Origin of the sequence: Neptuniibacter sp. QD57_21 (genome assembly GCF_047778075.1) — a bacterium.
Lineage (GTDB): Bacteria > Pseudomonadota > Gammaproteobacteria > Pseudomonadales > Balneatricaceae > Neptuniibacter.
Window position 1 is genome coordinate 2,408,763 of sequence record NZ_CP180549.1, and the last position, 18,847, is coordinate 2,427,609.

Genomic DNA, 18,847 nt, shown 5'->3' on the forward strand with positions numbered 1-18,847 from the left:
GTAATGGACCGATGACTACAACAAAGCGCACCATAATCCACTACTTGATCGCAATGACGCTGTTCTCTATCTACGGTGTTCAAGTCTGTCCATTCTTAGATTCTCTTACCACTGCGCAGTTGCTATTACCCATCTTAGTCACCTTTATTATTCAAGGCAGCCTTAGGTACCTGCTTGAAGGTCAAATTCAAAAACAACCGCTTAAAACCAAGGTAAGCTTCCAGTTCAAAGTCGATCTTGGTTTATTTGTCGGCTGCTCTATACTACTGAGCCTATTCAATACACTGATATATGAGTTCCCATTAGAAAGCGCAGGTAAGGTGCTAGTCGGCATGGGAGTGCTTGGTTATCTGATCTCTTGTGATCTCGCCCTATTCAAAGAGCACCAACTCGCCCAATGTTTACAAGCTCAAAAAGAACATTTGGAGCCTGATAGTTCTCCTTATCCGCTCACTAAAAAATTCACTTGGTTTGCAACGATCTGTGCTATCTCAGTAATCGGTGTTGTGTTCTTAGTAATCAATAAAGATTTGGAGTGGCTGATCCACACGGGCGACAGTATTCCACTAGAAACCTCACAGCGCTATATCCTGACGGAGATAGTGTTTGTCGTCGGTGTAGTCATGGCATATATCTTAACGATCATTTTAGGCTACGCGCGTAACCTCAAGTTCTTTATTCAAGCGGAAAACAGTACGCTCGAACAGGTATCCCTAGGCGAGTTAAATACAGAAGTGCCGGTTACCACCAATGATGAATTTGGTTTGATGGCACTACATACCAACCAAATGATCAGCTCACTTGCACAACGGACACGCGAGCTAAACGTGACACGTGATGCCAGTATCTTAGGTTTAGCCAGTTTGGCCGAAACCCGCGATAACGAAACCGGCGGGCATATTTTACGTACCCAAAACTATGTACGCGCTTTAGCCATTAAGCTACGCCAAAACCCGAAACATGCTGATTACCTGACGTCAGAAACAATCGAACTCCTGTACAAATCAGCACCACTACACGATGTTGGTAAAGTCGGTATTCCAGATAGTATTCTGTTGAAACCAGGTAAGCTGACAGACGAAGAGTTCGGCATTATGAAGCAGCATCCGCAAATCGGTGCAGATGCTTTAGAAGTTGCTGAGAACCAATTGGGTAGTAACTCTTTCTTAAGGATTGCTCGTGAAATTAGCTTAACCCATCACGAAAAATGGGATGGTAGAGGTTACCCGAACGGCCTACAGGGCGAAGATATCCCGCTGTCAGGTCGCCTAATGGCCGTAGCTGATGTCTATGACGCCCTTATCTCTAAACGCGTCTACAAACCTGCATTCAGTCACGAAAAGGCTAGAGATATTATCGTTGAAGGTAAAGACAATCACTTTGATCCAGAAGTGGTCGAAGCCTTCTTAGCCTTAGAAACCGAGTTTAAAGAGATTGCCGCACAATATAGCGATGAGAATACCGTTGCCGCATAAGCCTTAATAAGCTTATGCGTGTAACGAAAACTGCTTGTGTTGTTGATCCCACAACCATAGGTTATCGTCCGTAATCTCTACTCCACCTCGCCATAACCCGTAATGATTCCCTTGCTGCCAGTGACGCATCCCTTGAAGTGCCTCTGCACCTGCTGCGGTGAGCGAATAAACTTCCGGCTCACCTTCGGTCACACTCACGTAGGGTTCTTCCGCCCCGATCAAGCGATCCAACTCATGTTTAACCGATAAGTCACCCATAAAAGGATCCACTTCTAATCGCTGTAGATGATGGAAAATTCGCTGAAAAGTTGCCGGGCCTGATAGTATTTCGTAATAACGACTTTGCGCTGTCACACCTTTTGGCAGTCTGCCGTGCTGTTCCAGCAAAGCTAGATGTACTTCTAATGCAGGAAGCTCATCCGGCGCTTTTAAAAGGGTCAGAAGAAGATAGGTCTGAGTTAAAGTTAAACCCGTTTCTAAAGCCGGAAACTCGCAGCAAAAGCGTCTTAATGCCTTTTGCATATAGAGCCAACCTTCTACTGGTTCAGCTGCATATTCGGCTAATCGTTCAGGGCTAGCAGAGGTTAAAGCAGACCAGATATCAGCTGCTAACTTGAGTTGCTCTAGGCTAAGTGGCTCTCGCTCTGGATAGAGGCCAACCAACATATCCGGAGTGAGATTGCCGAAGCCATGAAAGAAAGGAACTTCGGGGTGATCATCAATACAGATAATGGAGAGCTTTGGTAATTGATCCAAGCGCGAATATAGATGCTGACAGACATCTAATAGCTGCAATTGATCGTACAGATCATGTTCGAACCAGAGAACGATTTCATCAAATTCTGCGACACGCGCTAAGACCTGATCACGCTCGGTAAAATCCTTGGTGACAAGCATTTTCGGTTCATCAATATCCAAATCGCTGTTAACTAACAACTCAGTCAGAAAACTGATCCGCGCCTCACGGTTTAACGCAGGTTGGCTTAAAACAGGGCCGTCATGTAACAGGTCCCGCCAACATAATACTTCGCCATCAATGCCTTCTGCTTCCTGCAGCATATCCCCGGCGCAATCGCCATTTGTGATATGTAACTTCACTCTCTACTCCTTGAATGATTAATCAGAACTCCACGAACTGATTTACAGCATAAGCGATTTTAACCTTTAACGTTAGGCTTCTGGGATAACCGCTAATAGATCTGTCACCGCCAAATCGATACCTTTTTGGCTCAGCATCGTACTCACCTGCCCGCGGTGATGGGTTTGATGATTAAAGAAATGCTGCAACAGATAGCCAAAACGCTTTTCAAACTTATTACCCTGCATATTGCAGTAAACCAAGGAGTGGTTCAGATCATACACTTCGATCTCATCGCATAATTCGACAATGGCACGATCAAGCAAGTAACGCGCATCCCGCAGTTCTTCAAAATCGGAATAAACTACCGTGCTTAGTTTGGCGGGGCGCTCCATCGCTCTTACTTCTTCTAAACTTTTGTAATTTGATGGATGATCGGCAAAACGTTTTAACCAGATAATATCGCCCACCAATATATGGTTAAGCGTAGCTAAAATAGACCCAAAAAAAGCTCCCTGATCTTTACTAACTTCTCCCTCTTCAAGCTCGCTTGCGGCTTCGTAGATACTTTCATTCATCCATTGGTTATAACGAGCCATCAGCTCAAACTGGTCTTTCAGTGTCATAGTTCCTCCTTAGAATTCATCCATTTAAACAGCAAAAGATGACAACTTATAGAAACCTTACAAATAAAAGGTAGAATGCTGTTTTTTCTTTCTAGGTTAACTCTATGCTTAGCGTTTTAGTGATTGGTTACGTCTGGCCCGAACCCAACTCTTCTGCAGCTGGTAGCCATATGCTGTCACTGTTACGCCTGTACAAGCAGCAAGGGTGGAACGTTACATTTGCCAGCCCTGCACAAACCACAGAGCATATGATCAACCTAGATGATGAAGGCATCGCGCACTGCAATATCCAACTTAACAGTGACTGCTTTGATCAGTTCGTCAGTGACCTTAATCCCGATATTGTGATGTTCGACCGTTTTATGATGGAAGAACAGTTTGGTTGGCGAGTGGAAAAAAACTGCCCTAATGCCCTACGCATTTTGGATACTGAAGATCTGCAATGTCTGCGTAATGCTCGTCATCAAGCCGTTAAGCAAAACCGCGAGATGACGCTAACAGATCTATACTCAGACATTGCCAAACGAGAGATCGCAGCAATCTATCGTTCCGACCTTTCGTTAATCATCTCCGATTACGAAATAGAGCTTTTAAAAAACCAGTTCTCGGTACCAGAGCAACAGTTCCATCATCTGCCTTTTATGCTTGATCTGGATAAGCTGCCACATCAGGTTCCATGCTTTGAAGAGCGCGCTCACTTTATGATGATTGGAAACTTCCGCCATGCGCCTAATTGGGATTCTGTGCTGGAGATGCAAAGACTGTGGCCGCAGATACGCCAGCGCCTAAAAGAACGCGGCGAAACTGATGCTGAGCTGCATATATGGGGATCTTACCCACCACCTAAAGCCACAGCGTTAAACAACCCTAAAACCGGTTTCCTTATCAAAGGCTGGGCAGAAGATGCCTACGATACATTTAAATCAGCCCGCGTTTGCCTAGCCCCGCTACGTTTTGGCGCTGGTATAAAAGGTAAGTTACTGGATGCGATGGTCTGCGGTACGCCAAGCATAACGACGTCTATAGGTAGTGAAGGAATGCTGTCTGATCCTAGCCAATGGCCGGGAAGCATTGCTGACAACGATGACGCCTTTATCGAAGCTGCAGTAGAGCTATATCTAGATCAGCAAGCATGGCTACGCACTCAGCAAAATAATAAAGCACTGCTAAAAAATAGGTACGATGGTAACCAAACAGGGCCTGCTCTGATTTCACGTATCAAAGCACTGCTGGAAAACCTAGAGCAACATCGCCTACAAAATTTCACTGGGGCCATGCTGAATCATCACAGTCTCAAAAGCACCCAATATATGTCCCAATGGATCACGGCTAAAAATAAGCTGGAAAGCACGCTAGAAAACCAAGAAAAGTCATAAACCTGTCACAGTGCTGCTTTACTCTGCTAAGATTTTTTAGATGAGAACAGGACAGAATATGGACAAGGTTTGGGAAGTCTTTTGGCGATTCCTACTTTTAGGCTGCACCAGCTTTGGTGGCCCTGCTGCACATATTGGCTACTTTCAAAAAACCTTTGTACAAGAGAAGAAATGGATCGATCAGGATTCCTACGCAAGGTTAGTTGCCCTTAGCCAATTTCTACCGGGTCCAGGATCAAGCCAAGTGGGTTTTGCACTTGGTCTAAGACAAGCAGGCCTTTACGGCGGCATTGCTGCTTTCCTTGGCTTCACGCTGCCCTCTTTTCTCATTCTCTATCTGCTTGCCACAACTGATACTCAAAACAGCGGTAGTTTTCTAACCGGTGCCGTTCATGGCCTCAAACTCTTAGCCGTTGTCGTCGTTGCTGATGCAACGCTGAGCATGCAACGTAATTTCTGCAAAGAAAACCAATCCCTCAGCATTGCTATCTTCACCGCTGCAGTTCTTCTAATAGCACCGTCATTGTGGACGCAAATGGCTGTACTGCTTATGGCAGCGGGTGTAGGTATCTATCTGAAAAAATCGGAACTGACTTCAACTGATAAAGAATCAGAAGAAGAAATTAACAAAACAGAACAACCGGCAAAACTGCCGTTAATCATCTTCGGCCTACTGTTTATTCTGATGCCTCTATTTGCCCTTGTTTCTGACTGGGCAGCCCTGTTTAACGCGTTTTACCAAGCAGGCAGTTTAGTATTTGGTGGCGGCCATGTTGTCTTGCCACTTCTGCAACAAACCCTTGGCGAAGCAGTAGATCCAGACCGTTTTGTCGTCGGTTATGCTGCAGCTCAAGCGATCCCCGGCCCGATGTTTACCCTTGCAACTTTCCTTGGTGCGGATATGCAGAGTAATGCAGCACTTCTGGGTGCTATCGTTGCAACACTCGCTGTTTTTCTACCGGGTTTTTTACTGGTACTGAGCTTACAAGGTGCATGGGAGTCATTAGCGGCGAAACCTAAAATTGCAGGTGCCGTTTGGGGTATCAATGCAGCCGTTGTAGGTTTGCTGCTTTCGGCTTTGTATCAACCAGTCTTTGTCACCAGCGTAACTTCTGGATTAGATATGGCATTGGTGATTATTGGCTTCTTTACCTTACAAAAATTTAAGCCGCCGATACTGGCGCTAGTCGCAGGGTTTGCAATGGCTGGATGGGCTTTCTTCTAACTAGCATCTTTGTAAACAAAAGATTATTCGATATAAGGCTGGCTTTTAGAGGGTAAAGCTCAGCCTAAATCAAAATTGTTTCTCCACCTCAAGTTCGTATGTCATAAATTTACTTCCCATAAGCTCGCTCTCGTATACATTTTTCGACAACTTCTTTAAAAATTTATACTCAGGTCGCGTATGCAGAAAATGAATAAAGATCGTTTTGTGACCCAGCTCTTTAGCCCAGCGCATGATTTCACGAAATATCTGTTTTCCTATACCCCAAAAGCTATCGTCGATGACGATAGCTATCTCATATTTGCCTTCTTCCAACTGAATGCCACACCATCCTGCTAGCGTGTTCTTAACTTTAATCGCTCTAACCCTGCAACCCTCAGTAGCATCAACCTTAATTTTGCCCTGAATCCAATCAGTCACCATCTCAAGATCAAACAGCTCATGAGCAATAAGATGCTCCCGCGTCGATCGCTTATTTAACACCGGCAAAAACTCTAGCGGCTCAATCTCGGTGAATTTGACGTATTCCAAATAATGCATATGACCTTCATTTTTCAACCAACTCGCTGGAGCTGAAACATCTTAATCTTTCGCGAAGTTAGATGAGGCTCTTCGATAATTATGTGTAATACAGTTTAGTTACAAAAAAGCCGATGTATTGAACATCGGCTTTTGGTTTTCCGTAGAGGGGAAAATTAGTTTGAGCTTGGCTCACGCATAGTGACAAACTCTTCAGCAGCGGTTGGATGGATCCCAATCGTGCTATCGAATACCTCTTTCGTGGCGCCGGCTTTAAGAGCGATACCAATACCTTGAATGATTTCACCGGCATCTGGACCAACCATGTGAACACCCAATACTTTACGGCTATCAGCATCCACCAGCATCTTCATAAAGGTACGTTCTTCACTGCCGCTGATAGTATGTTTCATCGCACGGAACTCAGATTTGTACACTTCGATGTTGTCGTATTGCTCACGCGCTTGCTCTTCGCTTAAGCCTACTGTGCCGATATTAGGCTGGCAGAACACAGCAGTTGGGATTAGATCGTAATCTACTTTCTGGTTTGCACCTGCATATAAGTTACGAACCAGAGCCATACCTTCTGCAAGCGCAACCGGCGTTAGCTGAACACGATCGATTACATCACCTACAGCGTAAACAGATGGCACATTAGTCTGGAACTCATCGTTAACCACGATAGCGCCATTTTTGCCTTGTTCGATGCCCAGCGCTTCAAGACCCAAGCCCTGAACCTTAGGGTTACGACCCGTTGCATACATGATCTGATCTGCTTCGATTACAGAACCATCAGTCATGGTCGCAAGCAGGGAACCATCCGCTTGTTTCTCGATTGCTTCAATATTGTTGTTGAACTGCAGATCCACACCTTTCTTCGCTACCTCTTTGGCAGTGAATTCACGAATCTCGTTATCAAAACCACGTAGGAACAGATCACCACGGTAAGCCAAGGTTGTTTTCGCGCCTAGGCCTGCAAAGATACCGGCAAACTCAACGGCGATATAACCACCGCCTACAATCAGAGCGCGCTTAGGAAACTCTTCTAAGTAGAACACTTCATTAGAACTGATAATGTGCTCTTTCCCCGGAATATCCGGAATGTTCGGCCAACCACCTACAGCAACCAGAATGCGCTCAGCAGTATATTGCTGATCACCTACAGCGACTGTGTGCGCATCCACCAAAGTAGCGCGACCGTTAATTAGCTCACAACCTGAGTTCACCAATAGGTTCTGGTAGATGCCGTTTAGACGCTCAATCTCTTTGGTTTTATTGTCACGAAGGGTCGGCCAATCAAACTCCATACCTTTATGAGTAAGACCAAAACCAGCCGCTTCTTCAAAGCTTTCTGCGTAGTGAGATGCGTATACAAATAGCTTTTTAGGTACACAACCTACGTTTACACAAGTGCCGCCAAGGTGGCGATCTTCTGCAATGGCAACTTTAACACCCATGCCTGCTGCCATACGTGCCGCACGTACACCGCCTGAACCCGCACCAATTACAAATAGATCAAAATCGTATTCCGCCACAATCGGCTCCTTTTCTTGTGTCAATCTTCAATGTGCTCACTGTACTGAAACCTGTATATGAAGGCCAATAAAGAAAGTTAAACACCCCAATAGAATTTACTAATTCATTATGAGTATCCATCCGGCTAAATGTTCACTAAAATCCATTTTTTATTTTTGTTCAGGATTGCGGCCTTATGAAACTGATTTGCTTTAACGTTAACGGACTACGTTCCCGCCTTCACCAGCTACAAGCGGTTATCGATAAGTATCAGCCAGACGTTATTGGCCTGCAGGAAACCAAGGTTCATGACGAAGCCTTCCCAATGGCAGATGTTGAAGCGATGGGTTACCACGTAGAGATCCACGGTCAAAAAGGTCACTACGGTGTTTGTCTGATCTCCAAAAAGCCATTGAGCAATGTACAGAAAGGCTTTTTAACTGATGAAGAAAACGCTCAGCGCCGCATGATCATGGGTGACTACGAAACTGACGAAGGTAACGTAGTAACAGTATTGAATGGCTACTTCCCTCAAGGTGAGAACATTGAGCATGAAGTTAAATTCCCAGCCAAGCGTAAGTACTATGCCGATCTACAGAGCCACTTAGAAACAAACTACACACCTGATCAGAACATTGTGGTGATGGGCGATCTAAACATCTCACCAGAAGATAAAGATATCGGTATTGGTGAACCAAACCGTAAGCGTTGGTTAAAAACGGGTAAAGCCAGCTTCCAACCTGAAGAGCGTGAATGGTATGGCAAGCTAACCGGTTGGGGCTTAACTGATTGCTTCCGTCATCAGAACCCAGATGAAGCTCAGGTATTCAGTTGGTTTGATTACCGCTCACGTGGTTTCGATGCTGAGCCAAAGCGCGGCCTGCGTATAGACGGTATTTTGCTAACAGCACCACTGCTAGAGAAATGCACTGACTCAGGCGTGGATTACGAAATCCGCGGTATGGAAAAACCATCCGACCATGCGCCAATCTGGGCAGAGCTAAGCGTTTAAATCAGATTTTTACAGGGCTGGCTTACAGAGCAAAAGTAAGTGGCCCTGTTTAAGGTAGATCAAAATACTTAGCATCCATCTCACAAAATTCTACCAAGGCATCATGAGCAAGTTGACCATTCGGATGCGACATTCTTAATAAGCGCTTCACCCGTTCATCCAGATGTTGGTAAGAACTTTTATCTCCCGTTCCTAAAAACCTAAAGCCCATCTGCCAACGGGAAAACTCCCGCTCTGCTAAATTGTCATTGGTGTAGATGATATCCATATCTCTATGGCGCGTATCTGCTCTGATATCTGCCGCGATCTGCTTTATGGACGCTTCCGGCCCTTCTAACACCTGAAAAAATAGCGGAGGATCAAATAGCAACAAACCTGTTAACTCCAAGCGTTTATTTTTGGTTCGAGCCTGATTCATTAGCTCCCTTAAGCCCTCTAAGGAAAACTCATTGGCCTGATGACTGATATAAACAAACTGATGCAGCATCCATAACCTCAGCGACGCAGTTAATTCCTGATAAAATCAGGCTAGCTCAAGAGCAATCTTCTGTTAGCGACTTCTGTTAGAATAGCTCATCACTTTATCTTCCACCTTGAGTTATCACTTCAATATGTCGTTTTCTGCGCTCGGTCTATCTGATTTCCTGCTATCTGCACTGTCTGATTTAGGCTATGAACAACCTACGCCTATTCAGCAACAATCGATCCCGGTCACCCTAGAGGGAAAAGATGTTTTAGCTGCTGCAGAAACAGGCTCTGGTAAAACCGCTGCATTTACACTACCGATTTTACAAAGCTTAGCGACATCCTTACCGCCGCGAAATAACTTAGTTACCGCATTGGTATTAGTACCTACGCGTGAACTGGCAGTACAGGTGGAAGAAGCGATCCGTCAGTACGGCCGTAACTTCCCAAGGAAGCTTAAATCTCTGGCGATTTACGGTGGCGTATCCATCAATGCACAAATGCAGGCGATGCGTGGTGGTGCAGATATTGTGGTTGCAACACCTGGGCGACTAATCGATCTATTCGAGCGTAATGCCGTTGATCTACGTAACGTCAGCACACTGGTACTTGATGAAGCTGATCGCATGTTAGATCTAGGCTTTGCTGATGAACTGGATGACATCCTGGATGAACTACCAGAACAGCGCCAAAACTTGCTGTTCTCCGCGACCTTCCCAAAAGGCGTACAGGAACTCACCGACGATTTTCTGGATAACCCAGTCAAAATTAAGATTGAGCAAGAGAGCACAATCCCAGAACAGTTAGTACAACGTGCAATTGAGGTCGACCACAACAACCGCACTATGTTGTTAAAGCACCTGCTGAAACAGCAAAACTGGTCACAAGTCCTGATCTTTGTTGCCAGTAAGCGTACCGCAAACAATGTCGAGATGAAGTTATACCGCTCCGGCATTCAAGCGAAAACTCTGCATGGCGATCTAACGCAGAAAGAGCGTAACCAAGCGCTACAAGAGTTTAAATCAGGTGAATGTAAAATTCTGATTGCGACAGACCTAGCAGCTCGTGGTATTGATATTCCAAACCTACCTTGCGTACTTAACTACGACCTGCCTCGTGCCCCTGCCGATTACGTTCACCGTATTGGCCGTACTGCCCGTGCAGGTGAGATCGGCGAAGCGATCTCCTTTGTCGATCACGAAGGTGACGCGCACTTTAAACTGATCGAAAAGCGCACTCAGCAAAAGATACCCCGCGAGCAAGTCGAAGGCTTTGAACGATCGAAAGAAATACCAGCCGAAGTTCAGGCTAAAAAAGGTAAAGCACCGGTTAAAGGCAAGCGTAAGAGCAAGAAAGACAAACTACGTGAAGCGGCAGCCGCTGCAGAGAAAGGCAGTGTAAATCCGTGGAAGGGTAGAAGCTAAGGTAAAAGTTACAGCGGTATACGTTAGAGCTTGTTCAGCTAAAATCAGATTAGAAAATAAAAGCCCCCATAAGGGGGGCTTAAGCAATGATTTTATATAATTATTTCACATTGAAAGACCCAGCACACTGCGGCTCTATAAGGTATTCATTGCTATCCCCTGAAACCATCTCTACAAAATAGTTACCAGAAGCTGAGTGATTTCGAGTTGACAAATTAAATTGCCAATTGCCGTCAACGTATGCAAACTGATTACCCTCGAACGAGTTACCTGGTGAGAGAGTTTCCACATCAACTGCACTTTCGGTTGAAGCTGAAGAATAGTATTTCACTGAAATAACTGGAGGGGTACTAACATCAGCATCAGTGACCTCAAAACCATCAGCGTCAATTAATACCGCTTTATACGGTAGCGCTCTGTTCTTTTTAACAGAAACACTTTTATCCATAGGGGAATCAAATCCCACACAAGCAAGCTTGTCAGCAGAAGTGGCTGTTACCTCGACTTTATCAAACGAAAATCGCCTGTCACCTGTGAGACTTATAGCTTTAAGGTTATCAAAACCACTTAGAAGATAAGAATTGAATGATGCACTAGTGAGATTGACGGTTGCTTCAACCACTTTATCTAGATTTTCATCGTACCCAATGATTCTTACATTGGAAGTTTCTCTCCTATATGCCGTAGCAAGAGATAATCCAGTTAACGTAAAAACAGCATTGAGATCTTCTGGAGAGATTATTGCAGTAGCTTTTACGGTTGCCGACCAATTAAGAGTTAAGAAACTAGGTGCCTTGTCATCACCTAGACTAGCATTGTATTGCAGACCGCCCGTTTGGTGTCCCGCTTTCACACAAGCTTCGACAGTACCAAAAGAATCACACCGTTTTACTGCAGTAACGAACCCCTGCTCTAACACATTATTATAAACTGTACCTGTAGGAACAGCTTCGTAATCAAGTACGACTGCCTGAACAGTTAGAGGAAGCGAAACAGCAAGAAGAGGTATTAATTTTTTACACAAACTTGAACTATTCATATCACAACATCCCATGTAACTAATTGTTTTGTGCAGACCAGCCGTCTATTGACTGCTTACCAAACAGACCTGTGACTTTCCGTCCTTGCCTCACGACAAGTTTGGCGACAGTAAGAACCTAACAAAAATTATAAATATGATTCTTGATTACACTGCAATTTAGTACACTTATTGATCAATACAATATTATTATTTAGAGAATTAGAATATTCATTCAAATAATTAAACGATCTTAAAAAAACAGTGTCATTAACACGGTGCTAAGGGTCACCATAACCAACCCAAATACTCGTAATAAACTATCGATTAAACTCTACTAACCACACCATCATTTTTTGCCATTGAGCTGGCAAAATCGGTGAAGCGATCTCTTTTGTCGATCACGAAGGTGACGCACACTTTAAACTGATCGAAAAGCGCACTCAGCAACAGATACCCCGCGAGCAAATCGAGGGCTTTGAACGATCGAAAGAGATACCAGCCGAAGTACTGGCTAAAAAAGGTAAAGCGCCGGTTAAAGGTAAGCGTAAGAGCAAGAAAGACAAACTACGTGAAGCGGCAGCCGCTGCAGAGAAAGGCAGTGTAAATCCGTGGAAGGGTAGAAGCTAAGGTTATTTAAGGATCAGGGCTGAAGCGGCTAGGTTCAGCTCTTCTAATCAAGATCTCTAAGATAGAAATCAGTGAGTCTGGATATCCTCATCCACTTTCGAACATAAATCGTCGGCATACTGCTCAAGCGCCGTCTCGTACATCTCTTTCCAAGAACTAAAGCTAGTATGGGTTTTAATTACCCTATCCAGCTGCTCATTTTTAGTATCAGGGTAAAGTGCTGACTTCATTTTGCATTTATGCAGCATTTGCCATAGATTAGTGAAGCAGCTATTTCTAGACACAAAAGCCCTAGGAAATAGCCTTTCAAGCTCGCCATCATCTAGATACCCATCTTCAATTCTAGTCATCGCAAACATCCTTATCTTCCAAATAATACACACACAAAGTGTAGGCTTAACTTACTAATTTGTGCCATAAAACTTAGGTACTCGCCCAAAAGGCTTAAAAATATAAATATACTGCAGTAAAAATCTGGGTTGAATCGGTTTAGTTCAGCGCTATCAAAACCATATAAATCCCCATGCATAACATATATTAAATTACATATATATATGATTTTCCGTATATAATCTAAACTCTCTTTCTTACCAACAAGATTAGGTTTAGCTTTATGGGTATATTCGAACGTTTCCTCACCCTTTGGGTAGGTGTCTGCATTCTGGCGGGTGTTGTACTGGGAAATCTTATCCCAACCTTCTTTGAGCAGATCGCAGCACTAGAATTTGCTCATGTAAATCTGGTGGTAGCGGTGTTTATCTGGGTGATGATCTATCCAATGATGGTCCAGATCGACTTCACCGCGTTAAAAGATGTTGGTAAACGACCAAAAGGGATCGCGCTGACGCTGGTGGTAAATTGGCTGATTAAACCCTTCTCTATGGCGCTCTTAGGTTGGCTGTTTTTCCGCATTCTATTTGCAGATCTAGTCGATCCAGAAAGCGCCAGTGAATATATCGCAGGGATGATCCTACTGGGCGTCGCACCGTGTACCGCGATGGTGTTTGTCTGGAGCCAACTGACCAAAGGCGATCCTAACTACACCTTAGTTCAGGTATCAGTAAATGATGTCATTATGGTGTTTGCTTTTGCACCGATTACCGCCTTTCTTCTGGGTGTGAGTGATATCAGTGTGCCATGGGATACCCTGCTGCTATCGGTTGTGCTGTACGTATTGTTACCGCTTATCGCCGGCATCTGGACACGACATAAACTGGAGAAAGCAGATAATGGCCAGCGCCTAGAATCCTTATTAGCTACGCTAAAGCCTTGGTCGATTCTCGGCCTACTTGCGACTGTAGTTCTTTTATTTGGTTTCCAAGCAGAAAAGATCGTTAATCAGCCGCAATCGATTCTGCTGATTGCAATCCCACTACTCATCCAAACCTACGGTATTTTTGCGCTGGCCTACTTTGCCGCGAAGTGGATGAAGCTCCCGCACAACATCGCTGCTCCAGCTTGTATGATCAGCACCTCTAACTTCTTTGAGTTAGCGGTGGCCGTGGCGATCTCACTATTTGGTCTTCATTCCGGTGCAGCACTGGCTACTGTTGTGGGAGTATTGGTGGAAGTGCCGGTGATGTTGTCGCTAGTGGCGTTTGCGAATAGAACTAGGCATTGGTTTCCATCGTAACAGCGGCTAGAAACAGCCTAAAAAGCTAAGTACGGCAATACACAAAACCACCACTTTCTACACTTTTCAAACAAATCTATCTCTGCCAGTATGGAATCAACTAAGGAGATAGGTTAACCCGCCTTAATGGATTATTGAGAATGATTCGTATAAATGATCATTTTCTAGTTTTGATGTAGGTACACCGCAGTTTGTCGCTTTTCTGTAAAACTCCGATTTCATAAATCCATAATTAAATATTTAACTTCCATGGGTTAAGGACTACTTCTAAAGAATTTTAATTTGGAAATATACGACAAAATGCTTGTCGTATATTTAGCTGTTAGGACAGTAAAACACATGCTAGGCGATTCAATGATTCCATGGTTCAACCTCTTTAATCAGATAATTTTCTATTCAGAGAAAGGTGAATGGGTCAACATCAATGAGTTCACCAACACTTTTTACCAGCAGTCATTAAAGCTCGAAGGAGTCCCAATCCAAAAGGGTGATGGAAGAGACGAAGAGCTTACCAATGCAGTAATCGAAAAAGCAGCAGCATTCTGCGAACTTGGCTTACTCGATCGTAATCGTGGTCTAAATCCTCCTCGCTTGGAGTACCGAATTTCCCCCAAAGGCAAAAAGTTTGGAGAGCTTGGCCGCACCAAGTTTGGGAGGTTTCGTCAGAAGCTCTTTTTTTTCACCAAGACTTTACAGCAACTGCTAAAAAAGCGTCTCTGGCCCATAGTTGCCATTGGCGCCTTTTTCATGGCCATCGTTAATGCAGTCAAATTCTATTCTCTAGCATTAACATGGGGCGAAGAAATAGCATTTCAGATCGCCTCTTTAATCGTATTGGTTGTGCTAGCCGTTTTATTTTTTACAAGAAATGAAAGTTAACCTTCAAGACGTTAAGGCAATTCGTTAAGGCCGTTAAGGGTTCAAAGCCCCTTTAATTCTAGGATGCTTCCAAGTAATTCGGTCAGTCCAGCTTACAATAAGTTATAATATAACTTTTCTTGTCAGCATTAAGGCTCTACCCATGTCATTTAAATTTTTCTACACCGACTACTCTACTGATAAGCATATACGCTCGGATGAGGCTGTATCTGAAACCATAGAGAATGTGATTGAGCATATGCAGAGTATGCTGAAGGAGCCAGATAACTTTATCGGGTTGATTGATGAGAACAATCTGATGTTGCAGTTTATGGTTGAGGATGATGGCTCGATTCTGGTGGATGTACCAATGCATGAGCGCAAAGGTTCGTTTACTAAACATGCTGACCTAAACGAGTCGATTGAGATTGTGCGCAGTCTGAATGATGAGATTGTGTGGGAAGAGATCGACGGACTTCAGTTTAAAAACTGGTAATTTCAGTGCATAAACCGTTCTGCCTTCCCTTTTCTTAATACCCTTGATTCGGTGTTTTATTTCCTAGAATAAAGCATTGATCATAAAAAGGCCGCTATGATAGCGGCCTTAGAAACATTAAGAGATTATCTACCTCCTAATAACCTCTTTATATCTCTGTTAAGAGGTAAAACGAAGTCATGGGAACTCAACACAATATTATCAACCGTTCTCACTAGGCGAGCATTCACATAAAGGTTTTCGCCACCTATAGCGTATGTACCAAGAAGAACAGCCTGAGCATCATGCTGTTGAGAGATATTTTGAAGCTGGCGAGACAACATAAACTCACCTGCACGTTGCTTGATAAACAAACTATCACGCATTTTCACTTCAATGACTTTGTAGCCTCTCTTCGTAAGGCCAGCTGAGATCACTTCAGCAGCCATTCGCCCGAAGGTAGATGAAGAGGACAGATTATCAATATTCGCAAAGCTTGCTGTCATAATTGCTTGGTCTTTAGATAAAGGCGAAAGCAACTTGTTGAATAAAGGATTACGCGCGTCCGAGAGAACACCAACCAAATCAACTTTTTGTTCTGTAGGTTTACTGCGAACAGCCTTATCACTTGCACAACCAGCCGTAATCAGTGTTACCCCAATCAATAGAGCGGTAAGTAGCTTTTTCACTGTTTATTACTCCTGATCGGTTAATGTGACAGATTTAGTGGAGGTCACACTTGGAGCATAATGAGAAGCATCACCACCATTGATGTAATAGATATTTGACGATGAATGCAGAATACGATTCTGCTGAGTAACCGTCGTGGTGATAATAACTTCTACATTTGAGTCTTTAACCCAGTTACCGCTGGTTATATCAGCCCCTACCGCTGCAGGAATCAATAACTTAGCCGGTGTTGTCCATTTATCTATCGCGTGAGCTGTAACTGCAACACCTGCAGTTAACAATGACCACGTACCAACAGGAGCACGAACGCTATCTTTGTCTTTGTGCTTCACAACATTTACATCAAAAGAAACATTTGCAGCACCATGTGGTGTCGTCAATACAGTCGCACCGTTTTGCACTAGCTGACTCGTCAGTAAATTTGCATAGCCTTGATAAAAAACTTGAGATGCATCGCCACCACTGATGTGTAGAGGCATTTTATTTCCTACCGAACCCGCAATTAGCTTAGCTTCATGCTCAGCTAGAACATTCCAGTGATGAGCTGCCTGCATCTTTTGCTGTTGTGAAATTGGGTAAGTAGAAGGGAGTGGAGACTGGGCAGTATTTGCTTGAAAACAACCTGTCAGGATGCTGGCCGTAGCACCCAAAACGATAATCTTTTTAACCATTTTAATTCCTTGTTCGTCGTCCGCTGCGAACTTAAAGTGGGCTCGCAAGAACTACGAGCCAACGTATATATCTAGAACAACTAAGTTCCGTAGAAGCAATCCTACTTTGAATAAATGAAGTGTCAATCGATAAAAGGAAGTGAATTCAAGCAGATACAACCGCACTGACTATAAAAAATAATAGAAACTTAATATATGAAGCGCTTATTTTAAAAACATAAAATTGTTCAGATAAAGCAAATCTTCTCCTAGACACAGATCGCTTATAAAGCGATCCGTAGTGCTAGACCAATCATCACCAAACCACTCACTTGATCGATCTCTTTTGCCTTTTTCTGTAGGGCTTTGATCACTTTCTCTTTCGATAGCACCACCGCCACACTGCATAGCCACAGCATATCGATACATACCACTGTGCCCATATAGATCAGCTTTTCGGTCACCGATTGATCGGCTGAGACAAACTGAGAGAACAGAGCGATAAAGAACAGCGCCAGTTTTGGATTTAGGACCGAGATCATCACCCCGTCACGTACCGCTTCTGAATACGGGCCTACGGTTTTGTCTTTACCGAAGTTAGCATTACCTTTTGAGCGGATCGCTTTTAAACCAAGCCATGCTAGATAAAGCGCACCAACATAAGTGATCACTTGGTAAAGCATTGGGTGTTCCGATACCACAACGCCCAAGCCCCAAAGGGTTAAGATCGCCCAAACCGCTACGCCAGTTGAGTGACTTACTGCGGTGATCACACCATGTTTACGGCCATTTCCTAATGTCTGACGCAATACCACCGCCAAGCTTGGGCCTGGAGACATAGTGCCTAATAGACATACAACAACAAATGAAAGCCAGATGGCCAGAGTCATGGAAGTCACCTCGATCAGTAGATGGAGGTATTGTAGTTAGCTGAAAGGAATTAAAAAAATGCAAATATCAAATACCGACTATGATTTAAAATCATACCCAGTTTGATAAGTGCTATTCCGTTGCATGAGTGTCGATATGCATCTCGTCACGGAGCAGATCCGCGATCAAATTTCGTAACCAACGGTGGGCTGGATCTTGATCGTGAAGAGCATGCCAGCAGAGGTGATAGTTGTTCTGCGGCACTTCATCTAACGGTAGTTCAGCGTAACTCAAAGGAAAGTGCGCTAAGGCATTGCTAGCAATATGCTGTGGCAAGATCATCAGCATAGGTTCACTAGATAACGCCTGAAACGCCGCAGAGAAGAACGGTACTTCAAATTGGATGCGACGTTGTAAGCCTTGGGCTTCCAGCGCACGATCAAAGAAGGAATCTTTATCACCACCGCTGTTTAAACGCAGGAATGAGTACTCCAGCATCTTTTCTATAGTAAGGCTTTCACCCGCTAGTGGATGGTCTTTCGCCATCAAACACACTGGGCTGTCTTGGCCGATATGAATGCTCAGTACATTCTCTGGCAGGCTGTTGGTTGTAGTTGAAGCGAGATCAAGTGGCAGCTGACCTAAACGTGTTAACAGTTCTGGTCGCCACATCTCGTAGCTAATATCGATCCCCGGTGCTTCTTGACGAAGCTTTTGCAAAATATCGGGAAAGATAAACTGCGCTACATGATCGGTACAGGCAAAACTAAAGCGACGCACACACTCGGCGGGGTTAAAGCTATCGCCCTCCCCTAGCTCATCCACCTCAGCCAGAATAGCCTGCACTTTAGGCAGTAGCTCTTTGGCTTTGGCGCTTAACAGGTAATCATTACCTTCACGAATAAGCAGTGGATCGGCAAAATGATCGCGTAGCTGACTTAACTGTCGGCTCATGGCTGATTGCGTAAGGTGTAACCGGTCAGCAGCACGGGTTACGTTGCGCTCTTCCAGCATAATGACTAATGCACGCAGCAGGTTCAGATTAAGTCGATTCACAAAGATTCAGCCATAGCTCTCTAAAAGGTTAATCATAATCTATCTTATCCTATCCATCGAACACTAGAGTCTGTCCATGAAACGCTAAGGGCTATCCAGTAAACGCTAGGGCCTATCTGTACCCTTTTAAAGAGCAATACAGAGCAACTGTGTTGGATCTGTGACGGTTAATTATCTCTTTTCTGCCTCTGCACCTAGAACTTTGCTTATACGACACTATATAGCTTACGAACATTTCCACTTTTGTATTTA

At 44.1% G+C, this 18,847-nt stretch carries 19 protein-coding genes and 1 riboswitch; of the genes, 8 read left to right on the forward strand and 11 right to left on the reverse strand.

The window, feature by feature from the left end:
* Positions 1-11 precede the first annotated feature (11 nt).
* A complete protein-coding gene (locus tag ACMXYS_RS10760) occupies positions 12-1,475 on the forward strand; it encodes an HD-GYP domain-containing protein (protein ID WP_415896494.1) in 1,464 nt (487 codons plus the stop codon).
* Positions 1,476-1,487: 12 nt separating this feature from the next.
* On the opposite strand, the gene ACMXYS_RS10765 is transcribed toward ACMXYS_RS10760, so the two are convergent.
* Together ACMXYS_RS10765 and ACMXYS_RS10770 are read right to left on the reverse strand one after the other, a co-directional pair.
* Positions 1,488-2,573 (reverse strand): DUF1835 domain-containing protein, encoded by a 1,086-nt coding sequence (locus ACMXYS_RS10765; protein WP_415896495.1) that lies wholly within the window; start codon positions 2,571-2,573, stop codon positions 1,488-1,490.
* Between the two features lie 72 nt (positions 2,574-2,645).
* Positions 2,646-3,179, reverse strand: a complete 534-nt coding sequence (locus ACMXYS_RS10770) for a DinB family protein (protein ID WP_415884042.1) — start codon at positions 3,177-3,179, stop codon at positions 2,646-2,648.
* A 104-nt stretch (positions 3,180-3,283) separates the two neighbouring features.
* Between ACMXYS_RS10770 and ACMXYS_RS10775 the strand changes: the two genes are divergently transcribed.
* On the forward strand, positions 3,284-4,555 hold the full coding sequence (locus tag ACMXYS_RS10775; protein ID WP_415896496.1) for a glycosyltransferase: 1,272 nt from the start codon (positions 3,284-3,286) through the stop codon (positions 4,553-4,555).
* 58 nt (positions 4,556-4,613) lie between these two features.
* Positions 4,614-5,780 carry a chromate efflux transporter gene (gene chrA, locus ACMXYS_RS10780; RefSeq protein WP_415896497.1) on the forward strand — a complete coding sequence of 389 codons (1,167 nt, stop codon included), beginning with the start codon at positions 4,614-4,616 and terminating at the stop codon, positions 5,778-5,780.
* A gap of 69 nt (positions 5,781-5,849) precedes the next feature.
* Here the strand turns inward: chrA and ACMXYS_RS10785 are convergent, their stop codons facing one another.
* Both ACMXYS_RS10785 and gorA read right to left on the reverse strand, forming a co-directional pair.
* A complete protein-coding gene (locus tag ACMXYS_RS10785; RefSeq protein WP_415896498.1) occupies positions 5,850-6,320 on the reverse strand; it encodes a GNAT family N-acetyltransferase in 471 nt (156 codons plus the stop codon).
* A 155-nt stretch (positions 6,321-6,475) separates the two neighbouring features.
* A complete protein-coding gene (gene gorA, locus ACMXYS_RS10790; RefSeq protein WP_415896499.1) occupies positions 6,476-7,834 on the reverse strand; it encodes a glutathione-disulfide reductase in 1,359 nt (452 codons plus the stop codon).
* Positions 7,835-8,010: 176 nt separating this feature from the next.
* Here gorA and xthA point away from each other — a divergent pair, with 176 nt between their 5' ends.
* Positions 8,011-8,826: an exodeoxyribonuclease III gene (xthA, locus tag ACMXYS_RS10795; protein ID WP_415896500.1), complete on the forward strand. Its 816-nt coding sequence runs from the start codon at positions 8,011-8,013 to the stop codon at positions 8,824-8,826.
* A gap of 49 nt (positions 8,827-8,875) precedes the next feature.
* Here xthA and ACMXYS_RS10800 read toward each other — a convergent pair whose 3' ends face one another.
* Positions 8,876-9,313 carry a BLUF domain-containing protein gene (locus tag ACMXYS_RS10800; RefSeq protein WP_415887615.1) on the reverse strand — a complete coding sequence of 146 codons (438 nt, stop codon included), beginning with the start codon at positions 9,311-9,313 and terminating at the stop codon, positions 8,876-8,878.
* Between the two features lie 124 nt (positions 9,314-9,437).
* On the opposite strand from ACMXYS_RS10800, the gene ACMXYS_RS10805 reads away from it, so the two are divergent.
* Complete coding sequence (locus ACMXYS_RS10805; protein WP_415896501.1) at positions 9,438-10,715, forward strand: DEAD/DEAH box helicase; 1,278 nt, start codon at positions 9,438-9,440, stop codon at positions 10,713-10,715.
* Between the two features lie 100 nt (positions 10,716-10,815).
* Here ACMXYS_RS10805 and ACMXYS_RS10810 read toward each other — a convergent pair whose 3' ends face one another.
* On the reverse strand, positions 10,816-11,754 hold the full coding sequence (locus ACMXYS_RS10810) for a hypothetical protein (RefSeq protein ID WP_415896502.1): 939 nt from the start codon (positions 11,752-11,754) through the stop codon (positions 10,816-10,818).
* Positions 11,755-11,782: 28 nt separating this feature from the next.
* Positions 11,783-11,870: riboswitch (cyclic di-GMP riboswitch) on the reverse strand.
* Between the two features lie 561 nt (positions 11,871-12,431).
* On the reverse strand, positions 12,432-12,713 hold the full coding sequence (locus ACMXYS_RS10815; protein ID WP_415896503.1) for a hypothetical protein: 282 nt from the start codon (positions 12,711-12,713) through the stop codon (positions 12,432-12,434).
* A 263-nt stretch (positions 12,714-12,976) separates the two neighbouring features.
* Here ACMXYS_RS10815 and arsB point away from each other — a divergent pair, with 263 nt between their 5' ends.
* The 3 genes from arsB (at position 12,977) to ACMXYS_RS10830 (ending at position 15,350) form a co-directional block, all read left to right on the forward strand.
* The gene (arsB, locus tag ACMXYS_RS10820; RefSeq protein WP_415896504.1) at positions 12,977-13,996 is read left to right on the forward strand and encodes an ACR3 family arsenite efflux transporter; all 1,020 of its coding nucleotides are present in this window, start codon (positions 12,977-12,979) and stop codon (positions 13,994-13,996) included.
* 282 nt (positions 13,997-14,278) lie between these two features.
* Positions 14,279-14,875, forward strand: coding sequence for a hypothetical protein (locus ACMXYS_RS10825; RefSeq protein WP_415896505.1), 597 nt, complete (start codon positions 14,279-14,281; stop codon positions 14,873-14,875).
* Positions 14,876-15,017: 142 nt separating this feature from the next.
* Positions 15,018-15,350, forward strand: coding sequence for a hypothetical protein (locus tag ACMXYS_RS10830; RefSeq protein ID WP_415896506.1), 333 nt, complete (start codon positions 15,018-15,020; stop codon positions 15,348-15,350).
* A 125-nt stretch (positions 15,351-15,475) separates the two neighbouring features.
* Here the strand turns inward: ACMXYS_RS10830 and ACMXYS_RS10835 are convergent, their stop codons facing one another.
* The 4 genes from ACMXYS_RS10835 to ACMXYS_RS10850 all read right to left on the reverse strand — a co-directional run bounded on the left by ACMXYS_RS10835 (position 15,476) and on the right by ACMXYS_RS10850 (position 18,595).
* Entirely contained in the window at positions 15,476-16,018 is a 543-nt protein-coding gene (locus tag ACMXYS_RS10835; protein ID WP_415896507.1) for a FlgO family outer membrane protein, read from the reverse strand.
* Positions 16,019-16,024: 6 nt separating this feature from the next.
* A complete protein-coding gene (locus tag ACMXYS_RS10840) occupies positions 16,025-16,690 on the reverse strand; it encodes a hypothetical protein (protein WP_415896508.1) in 666 nt (221 codons plus the stop codon).
* 263 nt (positions 16,691-16,953) lie between these two features.
* Positions 16,954-17,559, reverse strand: coding sequence for a LysE family translocator (locus tag ACMXYS_RS10845; RefSeq protein ID WP_415884027.1), 606 nt, complete (start codon positions 17,557-17,559; stop codon positions 16,954-16,956).
* A 112-nt stretch (positions 17,560-17,671) separates the two neighbouring features.
* Complete coding sequence (locus tag ACMXYS_RS10850) at positions 17,672-18,595, reverse strand: LysR family transcriptional regulator (protein WP_415896509.1); 924 nt, start codon at positions 18,593-18,595, stop codon at positions 17,672-17,674.
* Positions 18,596-18,847 lie beyond the last annotated feature (252 nt).

Excerpts from the sequence above, each read along its gene's own strand:
- xthA (WP_415896500.1), top strand. The coding sequence starts at position 8,011 with ATGAAACTGATTTGCTTTAACGTTAACGGACTACGTTCCCGCCTTCAC.
- ACMXYS_RS10770 (WP_415884042.1), bottom strand. The coding sequence starts at position 3,179 with ATGACACTGAAAGACCAGTTTGAGCTGATGGCTCGTTATAACCAATGG.
- ACMXYS_RS10815 (WP_415896503.1), bottom strand. The coding sequence starts at position 12,713 with ATGACTAGAATTGAAGATGGGTATCTAGATGATGGCGAGCTTGAAAGG.
- ACMXYS_RS10760 (WP_415896494.1), top strand. The coding sequence starts at position 12 with ATGACTACAACAAAGCGCACCATAATCCACTACTTGATCGCAATGACG.
- arsB (WP_415896504.1), top strand. The coding sequence starts at position 12,977 with ATGGGTATATTCGAACGTTTCCTCACCCTTTGGGTAGGTGTCTGCATT.
- ACMXYS_RS10830 (WP_415896506.1), top strand. The coding sequence starts at position 15,018 with ATGTCATTTAAATTTTTCTACACCGACTACTCTACTGATAAGCATATA.
- ACMXYS_RS10775 (WP_415896496.1), top strand. The coding sequence starts at position 3,284 with ATGCTTAGCGTTTTAGTGATTGGTTACGTCTGGCCCGAACCCAACTCT.
- ACMXYS_RS10845 (WP_415884027.1), bottom strand. The coding sequence starts at position 17,559 with ATGACTCTGGCCATCTGGCTTTCATTTGTTGTTGTATGTCTATTAGGC.
- ACMXYS_RS10810 (WP_415896502.1), bottom strand. The coding sequence starts at position 11,754 with ATGAATAGTTCAAGTTTGTGTAAAAAATTAATACCTCTTCTTGCTGTT.
- ACMXYS_RS10785 (WP_415896498.1), bottom strand. The coding sequence starts at position 6,320 with ATGCATTATTTGGAATACGTCAAATTCACCGAGATTGAGCCGCTAGAG.
- ACMXYS_RS10840 (WP_415896508.1), bottom strand. The coding sequence starts at position 16,690 with ATGGTTAAAAAGATTATCGTTTTGGGTGCTACGGCCAGCATCCTGACA.
- ACMXYS_RS10800 (WP_415887615.1), bottom strand. The coding sequence starts at position 9,313 with ATGCTGCATCAGTTTGTTTATATCAGTCATCAGGCCAATGAGTTTTCC.
- chrA (WP_415896497.1), top strand. The coding sequence starts at position 4,614 with ATGGACAAGGTTTGGGAAGTCTTTTGGCGATTCCTACTTTTAGGCTGC.
- ACMXYS_RS10805 (WP_415896501.1), top strand. The coding sequence starts at position 9,438 with ATGTCGTTTTCTGCGCTCGGTCTATCTGATTTCCTGCTATCTGCACTG.